13 protein-coding genes and 3 pseudogenes are annotated in these 18,630 nt (G+C 58.6%); 8 read left to right on the top strand and 8 right to left on the bottom strand.

The genetic code is table 11. From position 1 onward, the window contains the following. Positions 1-757 precede the first annotated feature (757 nt). Positions 758-1,141: a hypothetical protein gene (locus tag O7B34_RS29460; RefSeq protein ID WP_337149316.1), complete on the bottom strand. Its 384-nt coding sequence runs from the start codon at positions 1,139-1,141 to the stop codon at positions 758-760. A gap of 1,105 nt (positions 1,142-2,246) precedes the next feature. Continuing rightward, a pseudogene (locus tag O7B34_RS29455) lies at positions 2,247-3,173 on the bottom strand (IS110 family transposase); the annotation flags it as partial. A gap of 247 nt (positions 3,174-3,420) precedes the next feature. Between O7B34_RS29455 and O7B34_RS29450 the strand changes: the two are divergent. The 5 genes from O7B34_RS29450 (at position 3,421) to O7B34_RS29430 (ending at position 11,553) form a co-directional block, all read left to right on the top strand. Then, on the top strand, positions 3,421-4,158 hold the full coding sequence (locus O7B34_RS29450; RefSeq protein ID WP_337149315.1) for a DUF2971 domain-containing protein: 738 nt from the start codon (positions 3,421-3,423) through the stop codon (positions 4,156-4,158). Positions 4,159-4,288: 130 nt separating this feature from the next. Continuing rightward, positions 4,289-5,932: an SIR2 family protein gene (locus O7B34_RS29445; protein WP_337149314.1), complete on the top strand. Its 1,644-nt coding sequence runs from the start codon at positions 4,289-4,291 to the stop codon at positions 5,930-5,932. Between the two features lie 576 nt (positions 5,933-6,508). Then, positions 6,509-7,579, top strand: coding sequence for a hypothetical protein (locus O7B34_RS29440; protein ID WP_337149313.1), 1,071 nt, complete (start codon positions 6,509-6,511; stop codon positions 7,577-7,579). Between the two features lie 122 nt (positions 7,580-7,701). Then, the gene (locus O7B34_RS29435) at positions 7,702-8,616 is read left to right on the top strand and encodes a hypothetical protein (protein ID WP_337149312.1); all 915 of its coding nucleotides are present in this window, start codon (positions 7,702-7,704) and stop codon (positions 8,614-8,616) included. Positions 8,617-8,784: 168 nt separating this feature from the next. Then, a complete protein-coding gene (locus tag O7B34_RS29430) occupies positions 8,785-11,553 on the top strand; it encodes a UvrD-helicase domain-containing protein (protein ID WP_337149311.1) in 2,769 nt (922 codons plus the stop codon). A 72-nt stretch (positions 11,554-11,625) separates the two neighbouring features. Here O7B34_RS29430 and O7B34_RS29425 read toward each other — a convergent pair. Then, positions 11,626-12,329 (bottom strand): annotated as a pseudogene (locus O7B34_RS29425) (IS5 family transposase). Positions 12,330-12,532: 203 nt separating this feature from the next. Between O7B34_RS29425 and O7B34_RS29420 the strand changes: the two are divergent. Further along, positions 12,533-13,264, top strand: coding sequence for a Crp/Fnr family transcriptional regulator (locus O7B34_RS29420; protein WP_337149310.1), 732 nt, complete (start codon positions 12,533-12,535; stop codon positions 13,262-13,264). Positions 13,265-13,698: 434 nt separating this feature from the next. On the opposite strand, the pseudogene O7B34_RS29415 reads toward O7B34_RS29420, so the two are convergent. From O7B34_RS29415 to arr, 3 genes and pseudogenes are all read right to left on the bottom strand, one after another. Continuing rightward, positions 13,699-14,052: pseudogene (locus O7B34_RS29415) on the bottom strand (ABC transporter permease subunit); the annotation flags it as partial. Positions 14,053-14,600: 548 nt separating this feature from the next. Continuing rightward, a complete protein-coding gene (locus O7B34_RS29410; RefSeq protein ID WP_337149309.1) occupies positions 14,601-14,768 on the bottom strand; it encodes a hypothetical protein in 168 nt (55 codons plus the stop codon). A 38-nt stretch (positions 14,769-14,806) separates the two neighbouring features. Next, on the bottom strand, positions 14,807-15,223 hold the full coding sequence (gene arr / locus O7B34_RS29405) for an NAD(+)--rifampin ADP-ribosyltransferase (protein WP_337149307.1): 417 nt from the start codon (positions 15,221-15,223) through the stop codon (positions 14,807-14,809). A 974-nt stretch (positions 15,224-16,197) separates the two neighbouring features. Between arr and O7B34_RS29400 the strand changes: the two genes are divergently transcribed. Further along, complete coding sequence (locus O7B34_RS29400) at positions 16,198-16,320, top strand: hypothetical protein (protein WP_337149306.1); 123 nt, start codon at positions 16,198-16,200, stop codon at positions 16,318-16,320. Here O7B34_RS29400 and O7B34_RS29395 read toward each other — a convergent pair. Together O7B34_RS29395 and O7B34_RS29390 are read right to left on the bottom strand one after the other, a co-directional pair. Then, entirely contained in the window at positions 16,306-16,917 is a 612-nt protein-coding gene (locus tag O7B34_RS29395) for a dienelactone hydrolase family protein (protein ID WP_337149304.1), read from the bottom strand. The two genes, O7B34_RS29400 and O7B34_RS29395, sit on opposite strands and share 15 nt — an antisense overlap. A gap of 47 nt (positions 16,918-16,964) precedes the next feature. Continuing rightward, the gene (locus tag O7B34_RS29390; RefSeq protein ID WP_337149303.1) at positions 16,965-17,741 is read right to left on the bottom strand and encodes a DUF899 domain-containing protein; all 777 of its coding nucleotides are present in this window, start codon (positions 17,739-17,741) and stop codon (positions 16,965-16,967) included. A 306-nt stretch (positions 17,742-18,047) separates the two neighbouring features. Between O7B34_RS29390 and O7B34_RS29385 the strand changes: the two genes are divergently transcribed. Then, positions 18,048-18,629 carry a TetR/AcrR family transcriptional regulator gene (locus O7B34_RS29385; protein WP_337149302.1) on the top strand — a complete coding sequence of 194 codons (582 nt, stop codon included), beginning with the start codon at positions 18,048-18,050 and terminating at the stop codon, positions 18,627-18,629. The last annotated feature ends 1 nt before the right edge of the window (position 18,630 follow it).

Below are 18,630 nucleotides of genomic sequence, written 5' to 3'. Positions count from 1 at the left end.
CCATCAAAGCTGCGGCGGTGGCCACCACAAACTCGGTTTCCCATAGCGATGGGACCCAGGATTTCGGTTCGGTTCCTCGAGCACTTTGCGCTCCACGTTGGCAGCTAGGCCGGCGCTGATGCACTAGCTTGATGAGCATATTGACGATACCGGTCATTTGGCGGCGGTGTCCAGTCAGGACCGGGACCTTCCGAGTGCGAGGAATCGCTCTTGCGCGACCAAGGCTTGCTTCTCACGCCCCTCGGGGCACTCTTACTCTAGGCCGGCAAGGAACAAGACTGCGATTGGCCAATCATCGCCTATCCAGCCGACGTTCCGTTCGCGAGCGCGGAGATCGTCGTCATGCCGCCGGGAGAAGCCTCCCTTTGGCACCTGCACAAGGTGCCGAGCTTTGTATACGCGCTGGAGAGTGAAGTCAGCGTCGACTACGGCCCGAAGGGCGCTCACGCCTACTCCGCCGGCCAGACGATGCTTAAGGCTACGGACTGCCCCACAAGGCCAACAATCGCGGTCATGTGCCGGCCCGACTCCTAGTCGTCTTCATCGGCGCCGAAGGAATTGAAACCTGGACGGTCGTAACGCTCCTGTTGCCAACGCCAAAGTCCACCATGCTGCGCAATGACTTTCTAACCGCGACCTGCAGCGTGCTCGCCAGCAACGTCTGCTTTAAATTGGTGGCGATGGCGCCCGGGATGTCCGGCATAGGGCGGTGCATACCAGACATTTAGCAGCAGACTGGCCGCGTGCGGTCGTATCATCACTTGCACATCGTCGACCGAAGAACAGCCTGCATATGCTCTGCGAGGTCGAGTTCGCCGCGCGCCTCGACCTCTAGAAGATACCGGGCCTTGGCCAGGCGATCCCCTTCCCCAATCGCAGCATAGCTGCAGATGGCGAGCAGCGCCCTCTCCTCCTCCCGGCTGGCTCTGGCGGAGTCGCTGCTGTCACCGCCTATTTTATTCAAGGCTTCACCGAAGGACGAGTATGCTGCCTTGTGCACCTCAATCAGCATTCGCAATTGATTGGACGGTTCTGGGTCTTCGCCCGGCGGCTCTCGGCCGAGTGCCTCCGCCGCAACCGTCGAGCCTACGACTGCGCTGGCCGAGTGAAAGAGGAAGGCGCGGCGGTTGATGCTGGACATGGCGAACTCCATCTGCTTCGAGGGCATTCGAACGGAGACGTAACACCATCAGACCGTAACACGCCGGGTTGCGCATTCGTGTCAGGATGGAAGGTCTCATCTGAGCCGACAGCCACTGCGGCTGGGCGATGCCCAGGGCCCGCATCTCGGGCAGGATGCCGCGCCCTACAAGCCGCGATAAAGCTTGGATGGGGGCAGGCGTGTCGCGGCCGGGCGCTTCCATTAAAGGCCTTCAATGCTGCGCATCCGCAGTGCGGAGGGACCGCCAGCCGACAAGCGTGCGATCGGTCCCCATCCTACGGCGCTGGCGAGGTCGGCTCTCGCCGAGCCGTCACGACGAGCGTCCAGACGCCGTGCCCACCACCAACCGCGAGTCACCGCAATTCAGGTGGACAAGATTCTAACATTGAGGATCCAGCAGCTCAGATGCCCGCCGACCAGAGGTCACCGACGGGACCTCGCTTTCCCTTCCGAGAGCTCGGTTTTCTGTTGAGCGTCTCGCTGCCGTCTCTGACCACCCCCTTCCCGGCGCCCAAGCCTCCTCAACTGTCGGCCGGCCCCCGCACATTGCATTAACGCATGGAAATCGCTGAGAAACTTCGATTTTTGCAATGTGCAGTAAACATGCACACATTGCAAAATCACGTTCTAAATCATTGAAAAACAACCGCCAGACCGACGCGCAATGTGCGGGCTTTTATCTTGCCATCTTAATCGGTCGTATTTCGCGATACTTACTATACATTCGTCGCTCTTCCTCTAACGTACGATAATACACCATTCTATGCTCTACGCTACGATTGCGTACTCTTGCGTTTAGTCCGATGCACCGCGCAGTCTTCCGCGCTCTGCGACGGCGTAGTTGCGCTGCTTATTTGCAGCACTGGAACCGTCGCGGCGCACTTTTCCATCGGACTGACGGAGCATCATCACAGGCAATCGGGCGCGGTCCGGCCCTGTCGCAATCAGCGGGGCCGCATGCAAGATAAGGTGCGTTTCGTCGTTCCTAGTCTGCATCGGTCCTCATCCGCCGGAGCGGATCTCTTGTGTCAGGTGACGCTCGTGAGCGTGCCGGCGCCATGCGTTTCAACTTCCATTGCGCTGCTCATCGGTGCGCTCCCAGCAGCCGGCGATGCTTGTCATGGGCATGCCGCGCGGCGTCCGCTTGGCTTGCTGCCGGATCGCCGACATAGAACGTTCCGTCGGTCCAGATCGCGTGCATGATCACCGCCGGCTTGCGCGCCACGGCGACACAGGCCTTGCGGTGGCAGGAGCGTTTGGCGATCGCCTGGCCCCCAGTTCTTGACCTTGTCCCTGCCCTTGAAGCGCGTCATCCGCCCCGAAGCCGCCTCGCAGAGTGAGCGTCGAACATCGGCATCGCCGGCCTTCGATATACTACCCTGAAGGTCGATCGAGGTGCCCGACTGCCATCGCCGCGAGGTCAGCCCGAAGTAGGCCGCGACGTCGCGCGAGCGACGGGAGCGCGACGGATCGTCGATCGCCGTCATGAATGATAGCGCTGTGACGGGGCCGACGACTGGGATTGCCATGAAGCGCCCGCACGGTTCGCTGCCGGCCACCATTTTGACGACGAGATCGTGCCAGCCGGCAATACTGCCTCGAAAGCGTTGCGCGTGCCGACAGCAAGGCGTCCATCACTCGCACGACAGCGGATCCTGCGCGACGGCGGTGCGCACGGCCTTCTCGAAAGCCCCTCGCCCGACCTTGCTCAGGCGGATGCCGAACGCCTTCAGCGAGTGGCGGAGGCGTTCTACAGGTCGAGGGACTCGGCCTTCAAATTGCGCCGGAGCGTCGGCAGAAGCCGTGTCCAGTAGCAGCTCTGCAACTTGATGTGGGCCTGGCGATACCAGACCGTGCGCATCAGATGGGCGATGCCCCGGCGCGTCGGCCCTGTCGGTCTTGTTGCGCTGCGCCGACATCGCGGCGCGCACATGCACCGTCTCCAGGCAGATCGCCGGCAAGCCGAGCTTTTGAACTCCGGATGATGCCAGGGCGATGGCGATCCCGCCTCGCGGCGAGCTACAGCGCGGTAGCGCCAAGAGCAAGGATCGTTACTCGAAGGGGCTGAGGTGCCGACGGCTCTATCCGGCGTCGCCCTTGGCCGAGCCGGATAGCCTGGTGGGTGAAGTAGGATGCTTCCATTTTGTGAGCACCTCGCGATTTCCGCAATATCCCGGATGAGAGCGCAGATTTCATCTTGCCGAACGAGAGGCTTAGCGCTGTGGTGCGCCCACCCATCGAGCAGGAAGTGCGCTTTCATGAAGTTGGATAATCTGTTGGACATTCCCGATCTGGACGCGCCGCTTTACCGCGTCTTCTCCAAAGGCCGGTTCCTCGAGCTGGTTCGCACCGGCAAAAATGCTCTGGTAAAGCCCAGGTTGTGGGATGATCCTTTCGAGAACTTTTTCTTACAGTCGGAGGTGGAGGATTCCAGCGGCCAAAAAATCTCGACCGAGGGGCTCGCCGAGGACTGGTACGGCCAGTGCTGGACGCTGAACGAAGACACAGACGCCATGTGGCGGATCTACAGCCACGACAAGGATGGCATCAAAGTCAGAACGACGATCCGCAAATTGTTTGACAGTTTTTACGATGACACAGACACCTTCGCTTCACTGAAGTACCTGATCGGCAACGTGCAGTACCCCACGGAAGCAGAAATTGCCGACTTTATGGCCTCGGCCACTTTTACGGATATCGCCTTCGGCGGCCAGGCGACGGGCTTTGCGAGGCTCCTATGCGTGAAGCGCGAAGCCTTCGACCACGAGCGGGAGGTTCGCCTGTTGTTTCAGGACACCAATCCCAAGCGAAGCGCGGGAAAAGCGGTTCTGTTTGATTTTGATGTGAACGCCATTTGCGATGAGGTCATGGTCGATCCACGACTGGACGATGCCGGCGTCTCTTCGCTAACGGCGGAGATAAAGGCGGCCGGATGCACCGTGCCGGTGCTGCAATCACCGCTTTGCCGGGTGCCAAAATTCACGCTGCGGCTTTAGCGCAAGCGAAGCCGGATAGAGCCCGGTCCGGCAGAGCAGGATGAACCAATTCTTCACGGACACTTGCTTAATCGAGATTGCTTGCGTTCTATTGACGTAGTTTTCAGCACCAACTTAATTGCAGGCGGCCGTGACTCCCAAGTATCTGTCGTATTTCCCTAAACCGTTGCTGGACGACCTTGTGAGCGGTCGCTGGTTGCCTGTGGTCGGTGCAGGTATGTCGCTTAATGCCGTGCTCCCACCGCCAGCCAAAATGCCGCTTTGGGGGGATCTCAGCAAATATTTTGCTGATGAGCTGACGGACTATTCACCGTCCGGCGTTCTGGACGCGATTTCCGCCTACGAACATGAGTTCGGACGAACACGCCTTATCGAACGGCTCGCCGAGTTGCTACATCTCGACAAGGTGCAGCCGGGTCCCGCGCACAAGGAGTTTTGCAGCCTTCCGTTCGATATCGTTTGCACTACGAATTTTGATTTCCTGCTGGAGAAACAATACGACCTTGCGCGGCAGGACAACCGCTCGGTTCATCCGGTGGTGGATGAAGACCAGCTCTCAATCAACATCGGAGCGGCTGGTATTCTGCTGCTCAAACTGCATGGCGATATCAGGCACCCTAAGCGGCTTGTGGTGACCGAGGCCGACTACGACGGTTTCCTTACCAACTATCCGCTGATCGCAACTTATCTGGCAAACCAGCTCATCACCAAGACGGCGGTGTTCATCGGCTACAGCCTGGACGACCCTGACTTCCGGCAAATCTGGCATGTGGTGGCAAGCCGGCTGGGTAAAACCCGGCGCATGACCTATGCCGTCGTTGTCAATGCCCGGCCAGGCGACATTGCCCGTCTTGAGCGGCGAGGCGTCAAAGTGATCAACCTTCCGGGAACGCGGGACCGATACGGCCAGGTATTAGCAGAAGCTTTTGCTGAACTCCGCGAATACCGGCGCGAGAATGCGGGCCCAACGCTAAAGCCGACCGAGGAAAAGCCGCTCGAACAGCTTCTGTTGCCACGTGACGCGCTGTCGCGGCTCTGCTTGTTCGCAACGCCGCTCGACGTGCTTCCCTTCTACAGGCAGTACATTTTTCCACTCGCTGAAGCTGCCGGGTTCGTGCCGGTCACCCCTGCCGATGTGGTCAATCTGGGTGAAAGCATAAGCGCCAAGATCGACACCCTTATCGACCGTGCTGCGGTGATGGTGGTGGATGCAACGACACGCAGCACAGAGGCTGAGTTAGGCTTGGCGCTCGGACGCGCCCGGGAAGTCTCCACGCGTCCTAATCGGCGGTCATTGCGCGTCATTTCGGTGCTGACAGATGGCGCCCGGATTCCGACTGATATCAGCGGGATCATTTATATCAGGCGACCAGTCGTCTTGTCGGAAGACGGCGAATTTGTGCGCGCGCTTGGTCTGGAGTTCGCTCGCTTGGCGCAAGAGATGGGCAATGTGCAGAACCTTGAGCCGAGGCGGCTTTTCGACGCGAAAGAGTACCGCGCTGCAGTAATCGCGGCAATGTCTCTACTAGAGGCAAAGCTGCGTCAACGGCTGGATAAAGAGCCGTGGGAAAAGGTCGAAAAACCCGCATCGATGAGGCAACTCGTGGGCCGAGCCACACAAGCAGATCTTATCCAAAACGTTGCGGATCAAGAGATTTCAAACTGGATCAAACTGCGCAACGCGGCCGTTCACTCCGCATTGCCACTTGGCCGCAATGAAGCAAAAGCGGTTGTCGAAGGTGTCGAACGTATTCTAGGTCTCCAGCCTGCGTAGCCAGCCTGCAGCTCATTCCGCCTGACCGCCAGCGATCCGATAGCCATGAAGGTCGCGTCCATTCACTGCGCGGAATGGAAAATTGCTTTCGAGGACCTTCTGGCCTTCAATAGCAATCCCGCAGAGATCGTCCCTTGCGCGCAAAAGGCCGAGCGCCCGGCGCGCTAGCCACGCTTCGTGAAACTGATGCGCGTCTCGGGAAGCGCGCACGGTGTCAACGCCACTCCGATTCCCCGGGATCCTCCGTTCCCCTACAAGTTTCTTTGTCGAAGTTTTCGTCAAGACACTCTCAGCTGATCGTCTGTCCCGTCAACTAGGAAGTTCACCGATTCTAATGTACGGCGATAGCCTGGCACAGAGGTTTCACGCAGACAATTTCGTTGAAGTGTCCCTGCTGGTGGACGAACTTTGCCTCGGTGATTTCTTCAATCGGCAGTCATACGATTCCCCAGACGTCAGCCTAGTGACCAGATTTAGCGAACGGCTGGGTCCTAATCGCCCGGTTCCTCATCCAGGAGATGACAGAAAATGGTACCTAGCGTACCGCAATTCACACGCGAGCGGATGTTCGCACTGTTGAAACAGCAGGAAGAGCGCGAAGCGCAGCAACGCGAGCTTATTCGGCAAGCCGTGGCAGCAAGCAAAGTGCCGCTGCCGGATGACCTTGCGCAAACCGTCATTGAGCTCAATAACCGGTATGCACGTGCGATCTTGCGCGACCATGCTGGTTATCCGATTGCGGAGCGGCGAGATTCTTACCTGACCAGCCTCGCTATCATGGAGCAGTGTCTTCAGGATTTACTCGTCGCTATCTGCGTTTTTGAGCGCTCGGCACTGTCCAAAGAGTCAAACTACTTCGCACCTGGTGGGGAAGATGAATCCGGCAGGACGGAGCGCCGGATCCAAAAGGAACTATTTGCCACAGCGAACGCGGCGGCTTCGCTGGTCGATCATGGGCGACGGGTACACAAGCTCCAACCCCTCCCCGGTTACAATGCCAAGCGTGCGGAGTGTTTCGGGTCTGACGGCTTGCATGAGTTCGTCATTGGCCTTCGGGTTATTCTTCACCACTTGCAGGCCGTAGAACCAGGGTGGCTCATTGAGGGTTCGAGCAGTGCGACATTCGTGATAGATAAGGATGTTCTCCAGCGCATCGTAGGCGCCCACGCGAATGGCTTAGGCGCCAACCTTACCGCTATCAGGGCGTATGTCGAGGCGTCGCCCGAACACGTCGATCTGCGAACGGTATTTCTCGACTACCGTGCCCGCGTGGCCGCATTCAACGGGTGGATGAAGAAGGAACTTGAGGCCGAGAGCTTGGTCGCTCTGCTCGACTATGATGCCCTCCACAAGCGGAAAGCGGCTGCGGACCAGCGTATGTTCTGGAAAGCGATGACGGGCAATTGGCTACGCAACTGGAAAGTGCCGCCGGATCCCCATGCTCACTTGCCGAAATACCTCAGCCAACCCCAGCTCGATGAAGTTTATAAGCTGCCAAGAAACTCGAAAGAGCAGGTCGATCTCGTCATCCGGTACATGGACAAGAATGACATTGTGGATGATGTTTTGCGGGCGGACGCGTATGAACTGTTCGCGCGGTCGCCACCACCCCAATCGGAGCCTTTGCCAGCTTCGGAGTTAAGTTGAACAGCGACAGTGTTTGGTTGCCTCCACATCTGATGCACAATGGCCAGTGCTTTAGGCGTTACCAGCTTTCCGGATATCCGCCATCCGGTCTCACGATGTCACGGTCATGAGGTTATGGTTTGATGACGCTATCGATCGCCTGGGTTCGGCAGTGCGGCAATGCCCACGAGTTGATATTCGCTTCCGATAGCCGCCTGAGCGGGGGTGGCAATGTGGATCACTGTCAGAAGGTTTTTTCCCTCCCCCGAGAAGACTGCTGCATAGCTTTTGCGGGTCATACCACAATCGCCTATCCCTTCATCTTGCAGCTTCAGAATGCGATCATCGACTACAAGAAGGCATTCGATCGTGAGGTTGACATTACCAAACTAAAAACCCGCGTGCTTTCCCTTTTGAATTTTTTTGTGAGGGTCCACGAAGGTACAATCCCGGCAGAGTTCGAGAAGGACCTTCTTGAAACAAGCTTCATTTTCGGGGGGTGGTCGTGGATCAAATCAAGGTTCTTCATCTGGAAGATATTCTACAACAAAGCCATAAAGCGCTACGTAGCTTCAGGCACCGGAGCCTGGCGTGGTTTTGGAATTCCTCGGACCAGCGAAGCACCGATCCGCTTCGTCGGTGACTACATAACCGAATTTCAAGCCGCCCTGAGGGACAAAATGGGCGCTGAGATCAACATCGCCAAGGAGAGTGGCGGACGTATTAAGCTAAACTATGAGCCACTAACTATCCTGGCAGAGATGCTTAGCGATCCAAAGTTCACGGATCGCAAGAAAGAGCTGAGGGGAAAGATAGGAGGAGCACCGCAGGTAACGAAGATTTACCCCTTCCTCCGCGCAGTGAACTTCGCTGTGGAATGGAACGAAGGGCCAAAGTTCGTCTACTCAATCAAGGGCCGGGTGATCGCAGACTTTGAAATCTTCGCAGTCCCCGGGCTAGACCCCTTCACGGGAGCGATCAGACAGCCCGTCCGAGGCAGGGAAGGTGACGAATCGCCTTCTAGCTCCGGCAATCTATCGAGTATGCTCTGTCCCTAATCATTGTTGGCTACGTTCCAATCGAGTCTATCGAAGCGCAACCTCAAAAAGGGGCTCGTGACCACTAACTGTCGGCATGAGTTTGCATCGCCCGCAGCGATTTGGAACATCTCAATCTGTTCATGATATTCGGCCGTCGGCACCATTGGCTGACCGGGCGCACTGAATGTGGCTTTGATCAAATTGTTATCTGGCCGCTCGCGGCCCTACCGTCCCGGCTTCTTTGCACGGCTTTTTCCGGCGGGAAAATGGAAGCTGACCCTAAACCCGAAAATCTCGGGATATTTCCGGCTGGCTCAAGGTAGCGAGGTAGAGCTTAGCTGCCTCGATATCGTGTCGATTTCCGTCAGCAAGGCCCTCTTGTGGCACACAGTGGAGATCCGCGCTCGTGGCAGAACAGATTCGCTATCGGCGCTGTCGGGCGACGCGGCCACACAACTGGCCGCAGACCTTCATGCCTTCATCAACACTCACCTCTTCGGGCTGATCGCCACCGAGAAGGATCGCCTGCTCGATGTCGACGAAAGGCTTCGCGAAATCACCGAAGGCAACAGACAGTATCTTGCACAGGCCGATCTGGGCAGGGCCGTTGCCGGCGTCCCTGGGGCCGCAGCGGCCGCCCTCTCTCACCCGCTTCTAAACCCGGACCTGATGCCGGCAGGACTTAGGGCCTCCCTCCCGGCCTCGTTCGCCATGATAACGGACCCGGGCGTCCGCCACGCCTACAATGAGGCTTTCGTCAGCTCGGAACTGATACAATTCCAAACGTTCTTTGACGATCTCGACAGGCGTTCGTTTTCCGATCAGCAGCGCGAGGCCTGCATCCGCTTGGAGGACAGCAACCTGCTGGTGGCCTCGGCAGGGTCTGGCAAGTCGGCGACCATGGTGGGCAAAGTCGCCTACGTTCTTCAGAAGCAGCTCTATCGGCCCGAGGAAATCCTGCTCCTGGCCTTCAACAGAAACGCAGCCGATGAACTCAGGGCGAGAATCGCCACCCAGCTACAGGTCGCAGAGGACGCCCTAGAATGTCGTGTTACGACCTTTCATGCGCTCGGGCGCGGAATCATCGAGGAGGTCGAGGGGCGCCCACCCCAGCTCGCCAATTGGGTTGATCATCCCGCCGGCGAAAACAGGGTCATCGAGGCGATAATACAGAACCTTGTCGAGAGCGATCCGGAATTTGCCCGGATGTGGGCCGAACTCCTCGTCGTGCACCCCAAGGCCGACATCCCGATAGAGGTATTTGACGGGGAGGCCGACTACCGGCGCTACGCATCGGACACCCTTAGAAAGGGTAGCGCCACGATCGGTTCGCTGTCCGACGTGATCGTAAAGTCTTTGCAGGAGAAGAAGATCGCCAACTGGCTTTGGCTGCATTCAGTCGCCTTCGAATACGAACCGCAAATTGCGGTGGAGGAAGACGGTGGCAGCGTCCGCCATCTGCATCCAGATTTCTACTATCCGCAGACCGAAACGGTGCATGAGCATTTCGCCCTCGATGCGGACGGAAGCTCACCCTTTGCGGACTACGCCGAGCACGCCGAGAACAAGCGGCAGGCATATCGCCGCAATGAGATCGATTTCTTCGAGACGACTTCCGCTCAGGCCAGCAACGAGACGTTGCTCAGCACACTCGAATCCGAACTGGCGCGCCGATCCATACCTTTCGAGCGCAAGAGCTACGCCGAAATCACCAAGGCGCTCGATCCGGTAGTGACCAAGCACTATCACCAGCTGATATCCACCTGCTTGAAACACATACGTGCCAGCCACTTGACGCTCGACATGCTGCTCGAACGTGCCAAGACCTTGCATGACAAGCAGCGTGCGAAACTTTTCGCTCGCGTGGTCTGGGCGATCACCCAGGGATATTCCCGAAAGCTCGAGGAAACGAAACGCATCGACTTCGATTCGATGATCGCGGATGCGGTCCGGCTGGTCGAGACCGACCGATATCGAAGTCCCTATTCCCTTATTCTAGTAGATGAGTTTCAGGATATTTCCGAGCCACGCGCTAACCTCATCAAGGCGCTCAAACAGCAGAAAGCGTTCAGCAAGGTGTTCGCAGTCGGAGACGACTGGCAGTCGATCTATCGCTTTGCCGGATCGGACATCACGATTTTTACACGGTTCGAAGCGAACTTCGGGACCAGTTGGCAGGGGCGCCTGGAGCAGACGTATCGCTGTAACCAACTCATTGCCGAGACGGCCGCAAAGTTCGTCCAGCGCAATCCCGAACAGATCAAGAAGTCCGTCCGCTCGACGCGCCCGGCCGTCTCGCGATCAATCCGTGTCATTCCCATCGATGATAAACGCGACAAGCCAGACTTCGCGGTGGCATGTCAGCGGCTGCTCGAACGGCTGGATGCCGCTCTGGGCGGCATCGCCAACCGGTGGCGCGACGAAAAGCGCGACAAGCTCAAGGTTTTGGTGTTGTGGCGCTACAACGCCCTCGATCCATTCGAAGGGCGGCCGCCGTCCTTTGCCAACACTGAGGTGACCGGGCTGTCATTTCACAGGGCCAAAGGTCTTGAAGCGGACTATACCGTCCTGCTCGATGTCAGCGAGGGGAATTACGGCGTACCAAGCCGCATCGAAGACGATGAGCTGCTGAACTTGGTCATTCCCCGCCCCGAGACCTTCGCTTATGCCGAAGAACGACGCTTGTTCTACGTAGCGCTCACGCGTGCCAGCCGAGGCGTCTACATGCTTACCAATCGCCGTCAGCCATCCCGCTATATTCAGGAGCTTTGCGAGATCGCCGGCGGGGAAGTCCGCTTCGAGACGGTTGATGGAGCCGAATTGAGCCAATGTCCAACCTGCCTCGTCGGTCAATTGGTCGAGCGACGCGGCAAAGACGGATCGATGTTTCGTGGATGCAATCAGTTTCCCGTTTGCAAACACGCTGGACCGGTAAGCGGAGTGCGAAGACGGTAACCGCCTGCACTCATTGTGACGGTAAACTGGGCCCTTTACGAACTCGGGCTCTAGGGCGTAGTGACGATTTAACTACCTGAGCCAGATAGCGATAGCGGCAAGTTTAACAAGGCCCATAAAGTTGGCGAGCAGCTTGTCATATCGAGTTGCGACGCGGCGGAACTGTTTGAGTTTGTTGAAGAAACGCTCGATGATGTTGCGCTTCTTGTAGAGATCAGCGTCGTAGGGACGCTGATGCTTTCGATTGCGCTTGGGTGGGATGACGACGTCGGCGCCTATTTCTGCGATCTTTTCAAGCAAATGGTCGGCGTCATAGCCCTTGTCGGCGATCGCTGCGCCGGTCTCGAAGCCGTCGACGAGATCATGCGCGAAGGCGATGTCATTACGCTGCCCTGGGCTTGCGATCAGGCGAACCGGCAACCCAAGAGCATCGCCTACAGCATGGATTTTGGTGCTCAGGCCGCCGCGGCCCAGACCTTGGGCATCTGCCCCCCTTTTGCCTTGCGCGCCCCGGCGGCGTGCTGATGTGCTCGCACGATGGTCGAGTCGATCATCAGCCATTCCAGATCAGCTTTGCGCGCAAGAACCATAAGCATCTCGTCGAGAACGCCCATTTCGATCCAGCGATAGTAGCGCCGCTTCACGGATCGGTAGTCGCCGAGCCGCTCGGGTAGATCACGCCAGCGCCCACCCGAGCGGGCCATCCACAGCAGGGCATCGAGGAACTTCCGGTTGTCGGTGCGCGGGCCGCGCTTGCCCTTCGTACCGCCAGCCACAAAGCCCTTGATCCGTTCCCACTGATCTTGCGCCGGCGAGATCTGCCAACCGACATCGCCGGGAGATCACCAGTTTCGCCTCGGCCGTCGTTTTGCAATCGTCCGCTGAGGGGTATATCGTTAAGTATCGGTCGCCATTTTCCTCGGATGCGTCCGACAGTGAGAGAGAGGACCATGCTCTTGCCCGAAATGGGAGAAGAGCTATGCCCCAATCCACTTTCCGCAATCATATCCTGAAGGCGCTAGCGCCTGCAGACTTCGCGCTGGTGCGGCCTTTATTGCACAGTGTCATTCTCGGCGTTAAGACGCAGTTGGTGGCCGCCAATGCGCCCATCAAATACGTCTATTTTCCAGAGACGGGCGTTGCGTCAGTGGTCGCAGCCATGTCGCGTGAGCGGCAAAGCGAAGTCGGCGTCATCGGGCGTGAGGGCATGACTGGCTTGGCACTCGTGCTCGGTCAGGACAAGTCTCCGGACCAAACTTATATTCAGATAGCGGGCAGTGGATGGTGCCTATCAGCACCAATGCTCGGCGCCGCGCTGGCTGAAAGTTCGACGTTCCGCGATACCCTGTTGAGATATGCCTACACCTTCATGGTCCAGTTGTCCCGAACATCGCTCGTGAATAGCCACTCGAAGCTCGAAGAACGCTTGGCGCGTTGGCTGCTGATGGTTCATGACCGTGTTGATTCCAACAGGATAGAACTGACCCACGGTTTTTTGGCTGTCATGCTGGGAACCAGGCGCCCCGGCGTGACCACGGCAGTGCAAATGCTGGAATACCGAGGCCATATTAGCGCCAAGCGTGGCGCGCTTGAAATCCGAGATCGCGCCGGATTGGTCAATCTGTCGAACGGCGCTTATGGCGAGGAAGAGCAGCGTGCTTTCCGTCAGCTACTGGCCACCCATCCCGAACCCGTGAGTCGGACCGGCTAAGGCCCAAGCGACCCAACCTGGCGGACTAACTCCCAGGCCCTGCGATAATGTTGCAGAGCACACAGCACGTCAAGAAAGATCCGATTCCGCCCAAGAGATGACTCGCGGTTCAACGAGAGGCTGGCCTCCCGTGCCACCGTCCCCGACCATCTTGATCTTGACGCTCATCATCCGGCGTCCGCTTTTCAGCGGCGCTCAAGAAGGCGAAACACACCCCGCGCAATGCTTGTTCGACCACTGTTCTGCCGAGCAAACCACCGTCCGGAAGGAACATCTGACAGGATTGGCGCAATCCTGAGCCGAGCCGATTGCCGGCATCCTTGCGCGAACACGGCTGAAGGATTCGACGGTTGGGGATGCCGCACGTAGATGGCGGCGCCTTCGTCGGCACCCGGTCGGGACCAGGCCGATAAATTAGACGAACAAGGCTTCGCTCAGGTCCGCACTCTCAGCGCCCGTTCTAGTCTGTCCGCAATTTGCGTGACGATATAGGCAATGACCATGTAGATCACGACGGCAATCACGAAGGCTTCGACGTAGTAGTAGTTCAGCGCCGCGGTCAATTGGGCTGGGCGAAGATATCGACCACCTCGATGGCGAACCCGAGGGAAAGTGCCTCCATGATGACCATGATCGAGGTCGTCAGGTCGGGAATTGCCGTAAGGGCAACCTGTGGGATAGAATCCTTCGGAAACAGTTGGCCACCCGTATAGCCTAGCGAATGGGCGGCGTCCGACTGGCCAGTCGAATGCGTTCAGAGCTCCATTGATGATCTCGGACTGGAACGCGCGTTGAGGACATCTGTGCGGCCGCCGGGGTCACCAAGGGCAGCTTCTTCCATCATTTCGACAGCAAAGACGCCTCGCCGCTGCACTCGAAACCTGCTCGAACAACAACGAAGATTTCTTCGCCTCGGCGCCCTATCACGCCGTCAAGGATCCGGTTGTACGCCTGCTTGCCTATGTCGATTTCCGCATCGCCCAATCGAGGGGGCGGTGGCGGGGTTTTCATGCCTCGCCGGCACGATAGCGCAGGAGCTCCACGATACCAGCGCCCCGCTGACGGGCTTGCGGCGCAGGACTTTGCCGAACACAACGCCCGCATGGCCAGGCTGGTGCGCGACGCGCGAAAGGCGTCAGGCAGCGAGGCGACCTTCGAGGCCAATCACGTTGCGCTTTTCATGCAGGCGACAACCCAGGGAGCCTCTGTCGTCGCCAAAGCCGGCGGCGGACCCGAGTCGGCACGCGCTGTGCTCGGCCAGTGCGGCGCTATCTCGAACTCCTGTTCGCCTTCTATCTCTCGCAGCATGCAGAGGTTGCATCATGATGAAGCCTTACTATTCGCCCAACCTCAATCGACGCGTCGCCGCCACAACGGCGCGGTCGCCAAGCGGAGCGTTTTCGCTGCCGTTGTGGAGTGAGCCGATAACGAGGATGACCGCCGGACCGCTGCCGTCGATGGGATAGATTATCCGGATGCCATCCGCAGACGTGACGTGGGGCATGCTTGTTCCCTCAAGTTACTTGTTTGCGTTTTGGCAAATCAGTCCTCGATGATTGTGCTGCTCCCCTCTTGGCTCATGCGGGCGAGACTTTCCTTCATATGTTGGACTTGCTCGGGCGAATGGCCGACCCAGTCCTTGACCTCGCCGGTGATCCGCAAAGCATGGACCGAACGGTAGGATGCGGTCTTGTTGCCGGGAAACCGCTTGTCGGTAAGGTTCGGATCGTCTTCGAACGGACCGGTCGGCTCGACGATGAAGATGCGGCCACGGCCCTCACCCCTGGCGAGTTCCGCCCCCCAGGTCGCTGCGTCAAGCGTGGCGCTGAAATAGACGTGCTTCAGCCCGCGCTCGTCGAAATTGCTTTCGAAGCCGGCTCCGATCAGGTCGCGCACCCCCATGTCGGCTTTGGTGCCATGATAGAAGACGGTGCCGGCGGGAACATCTTTTGCGTACATTGCATCTCCTCAAGCTGCGTCGGCCGCTGCCAGCGGCCTGCAGGTTTGGCTGGCGGTCGACTTCGTTGTCCCGATGCTGAATCCCTGAATTCTCGCACCGTGGACTCGACCTCAATTTAAACGGAGTATTATCCTCCGTTTGCGACGAGGTCAAGCCGATCACAAGGTTCAACGGGAGGGCTGCCATGCGAGCCGATGTGGGAAGCAACTCTTTTAGTTCATTGCCGTTCTAGGCTTGGGGATCTCTGGGACGCAGAGTGGCGGCTCATTGGAGAGCTTTTGTCGGCGGAACGAGGACGCAAATCCCAACTATCGCAAGGGGGTCGCCGGCGAGGCCTCAGCTACACCACGGCATGGGGCACGATCTGGGAGTGTCGTCGGCCAGCCTGTATGCGGAGCAAGGAGGTGCTCTTCAGAGAGGCCATCACTCTCTACGAACTGCAGGAAAGAGGATTGCCGATCGCGCCTTGGCCGAAGAGGCGATCCCTTGCGTGGCGATAGAGCGTATGTTGCGCGACGGCGTGCAACTCTTAACACGGCGCGGAGAGACGTGGGTCTGCATGGTGGTGACCTCGGCCATCAATTGTTCGGACAAGTCCATACAGGAATGGCTTTCGAGCCCGCGAACCGAGCGGACACGTTCAATCATCGCGCGTGTTCGGGCAGGCGGTAGACGCGGTAAAATGAGGCCGGATACGGACTGCTGAAGCGATGGGGGATCTCTATGCAGCTTTGCTCCAAGGACTATCGATACAGGCGCGCGATTGCGTCTCCCGCGGTCGGCTGATGCTGGCGGTGACGATCGCTATGCGAATGGCGGAGGCGTCGAGAACTTAGCCAATGCAGAAATTTGCAAAAAGCGCGGTAATGGTCGCCACAACGTAGTCCACCCACCCGCGCGAATGTGGTGGCTCACCCCCGAATCAACCGTTGGAACAACGTACCATCTTCCGATCTATCGGCATCGAACATACATGGCCGAGACGCCCGAAGGCTGCTCGACACTGCGCCGCAGCGAGGTCGAGACGCTCGGCCAGACGTTCGCCGCCGACCTCGGCCGGTCCTCTGCACCCAATCCGGCCTTAGGATCGAGTTGATCCATTGCGACCCTCGTGGCGTCCGTTTGGCTGGGTTTCTGTCCAGGAACCGCAACACCCGTTCCCAGGTTTGGCGCGCCGCCAAAGCCTGATGATCGGTCGAGCCTGGATCGGTGTAGAAATGCCTTGCGCTCGGGTAGACGAATACTTCCGCCTCCATGCCGTGCCGTGTCGTTCCGATTGCCAGGTCATCCGGTCGTCTGCGGACCAGAAGCCGTCCCGCTCGCCCAAATGCAACTGCGCACGCAGATTATTGACGGGCACATCGGGAATGTCCGCGAGAGCATGAAGAAGCAGAATGCCTCGCGTCTCGGGACGCTCCGGCCAGACAGACGCCACCACGCCGCAACCCATCGAGAAGCCTGCGAGGACTGTCGCAGGCGGCAGCGTATCCACTGCCATCATTGTCCGCTCGCAAATCCGTTCCCATCCGATCGCGTCCTTCAACGCCATACCACCCTCGACGGTGTCGGCTGTGGCGCCGTCATAGAGGTCGGGAGTCAACGCGCTGTGTCCGGCTCGGCGGATCATCTCTGCGGCGGCAAGCTCCACCGGACGGAGACCGAGAACCGAATGAAACAGAAGAATGGAAGCCATCCCTGCTCTCGATGTACCGCAAGCGATCAGAACGCGATCGCTCACCGCTAGTGACAATGTCCCGTATCCTTTGAAGGACGCTCATTCAATTTGTTTGCTGACCCATATTCGTCATGCAGGCGCACCCAGTCGGCGAGGGTGTGCGAAGGGCCGGTTTCGTTGCGGCCGCTCGGCGTCAGGTCCAGGTAACTGTACGTCCCGATAAGGTTTTCGCCACCGCGGCCCCGTACCTGGAATGTGCAGTAGATCTGGCCGTCGTCGTCCTTGAAGAAAACCGTCACCCCTGCGCGATCACCCGCGCTCATGGCGCGCTCTTCAAAGTTGAACAGGACTTTACCAGTAGCGGTCTGCTCCTCGCTGAACGACACTTGGAAGTCGAAGTTGAAATCGCTTCCGAAAGAGGAAACCCAATCGAATTGCCAACCCATGCGTGCCTTGTAGTCCAGCAGCTCAGGCAGCGGCGCGCGCGCGCACACAATCAGGGTAACGTCGTGATGCGGCAGATGCTGGTTGGCGGCATCGATATGGTCGACCAGGAATGAACAGCCCTCGCATCGATAGTCGGCGTTGGGCGGGAACATGAAGTGATAGATGATCAACTGGCTTCGGCCGGCGAAAAGCTCGGCGAGCCGCTTTTTGCCCTCTGTGGTATCGAAATCGTAGTCCTTTTCGATCTTCAGCCAGGGGAGGGCACGCCGTTCGCTTGCCAATTGTTCACGCCGGCGCGTGAATGCTTTCTCCTCGGCAAGATGAGCCTTGTGGGCGGCGAACCAACCAACATAGTCGAGCACCTGATGGGGCGCGATTTTTTCAGCCTTGGCCATGGACATCTCCTTAGATTGACGGGTGGGAGCGGCAGAGATCGACACCGCACGCTTTGCACGAGGTTGAAGCGTGACAGCGCAACGAGTGGTAGGCCTTCGCGTCCAGACGGCGCGACGCTTGCTTGTCGCGTCCCGATGCGCCAGCCGTAAGAGCAAGGCCTCCTGCGACGACGAGAGACGAATGAGTGAACTGTCTTCGATTCATTGGGCTGCCCCTAATCGTCTTGACATGGTTATAAGCGGAGATTTACCCTCCGTTTATGAGCGAGTCAATCCGATCGCCATGGGAGAAACCCGAGGTCTGCGATGCGGGCTGATGCGCAACGAAACCGGCAGCGCCTCGTCGAGGTGGCGGTCGACTTAGTGCTGGAAGTAGGCGGTGAGCCTACGCGAGACGCCGTCGCACAACGCGCCGGCGTCGGCATTGGTACGCTTTACAGGCACTTCCCCGATCAGCAGTCGCTTCTCCATGCCGCCGCCCGCCATGTGTTGGACCGGAGTATCAGCGCCGGAGAAGAGTTGATCGAAACCGTTCCTGACGGTGTCGATGCACTGCGCCAATACATGCACGCGGCTCTCGATAACGGGATTGCGGCGGTAAATATCATTCATCCGCTTCTGCAAAAACCGGACTGGCCCGACCTTCGGACCCGTGCGGAGGCGCTCATGAAAAGGCTTCTGGCGGGCGCGGCGCGCGGCTCGCTCCGTCGTGACCTGTCCGAGCGCGATATTGTGTTCGGGTTAACCCGCTTCGCGCGGCCATTGGCGATGGGATTGCCTGCCGACGAGGAGCGTGCGCTCGCACACCGTCACCTCGATTTCTATATCGACGGGCTGTGCGTTGGGCATTCGCAATCCACTCCTCCACAGCCACTGAGGGACGAGTAGA

Source organism: Mesorhizobium sp. Cs1299R1N3 (assembly GCF_037179625.1).
Classification (GTDB): domain Bacteria; phylum Pseudomonadota; class Alphaproteobacteria; order Rhizobiales; family Rhizobiaceae; genus Mesorhizobium; species Mesorhizobium salmacidum.
This window is presented reverse-complemented; position numbering and strand designations above follow the sequence as displayed.

Bases quoted from the DNA above. Each gene is read 5' to 3' on its own strand.
- arr (WP_337149307.1), bottom strand. From the start codon at position 15,223: ATGTACGCAAAAGATGTTCCCGCCGGCACCGTCTTCTATCATGGCACC.
- O7B34_RS29395 (WP_337149304.1), bottom strand. From the start codon at position 16,917: ATGGCTTCCATTCTTCTGTTTCATTCGGTTCTCGGTCTCCGTCCGGTG.
- O7B34_RS29420 (WP_337149310.1), top strand. From the start codon at position 12,533: ATGCCCCAATCCACTTTCCGCAATCATATCCTGAAGGCGCTAGCGCCT.
- O7B34_RS29460 (WP_337149316.1), bottom strand. From the start codon at position 1,141: ATGTCCAGCATCAACCGCCGCGCCTTCCTCTTTCACTCGGCCAGCGCA.
- O7B34_RS29400 (WP_337149306.1), top strand. From the start codon at position 16,198: ATGGCCGAGACGCCCGAAGGCTGCTCGACACTGCGCCGCAGCGAGGTC.
- O7B34_RS29450 (WP_337149315.1), top strand. From the start codon at position 3,421: ATGAAGTTGGATAATCTGTTGGACATTCCCGATCTGGACGCGCCGCTT.
- O7B34_RS29410 (WP_337149309.1), bottom strand. From the start codon at position 14,768: ATGCCCCACGTCACGTCTGCGGATGGCATCCGGATAATCTATCCCATC.
- O7B34_RS29385 (WP_337149302.1), top strand. From the start codon at position 18,048: ATGCGGGCTGATGCGCAACGAAACCGGCAGCGCCTCGTCGAGGTGGCG.
- O7B34_RS29435 (WP_337149312.1), top strand. From the start codon at position 7,702: ATGACGCTATCGATCGCCTGGGTTCGGCAGTGCGGCAATGCCCACGAG.
- O7B34_RS29390 (WP_337149303.1), bottom strand. From the start codon at position 17,741: ATGGCCAAGGCTGAAAAAATCGCGCCCCATCAGGTGCTCGACTATGTT.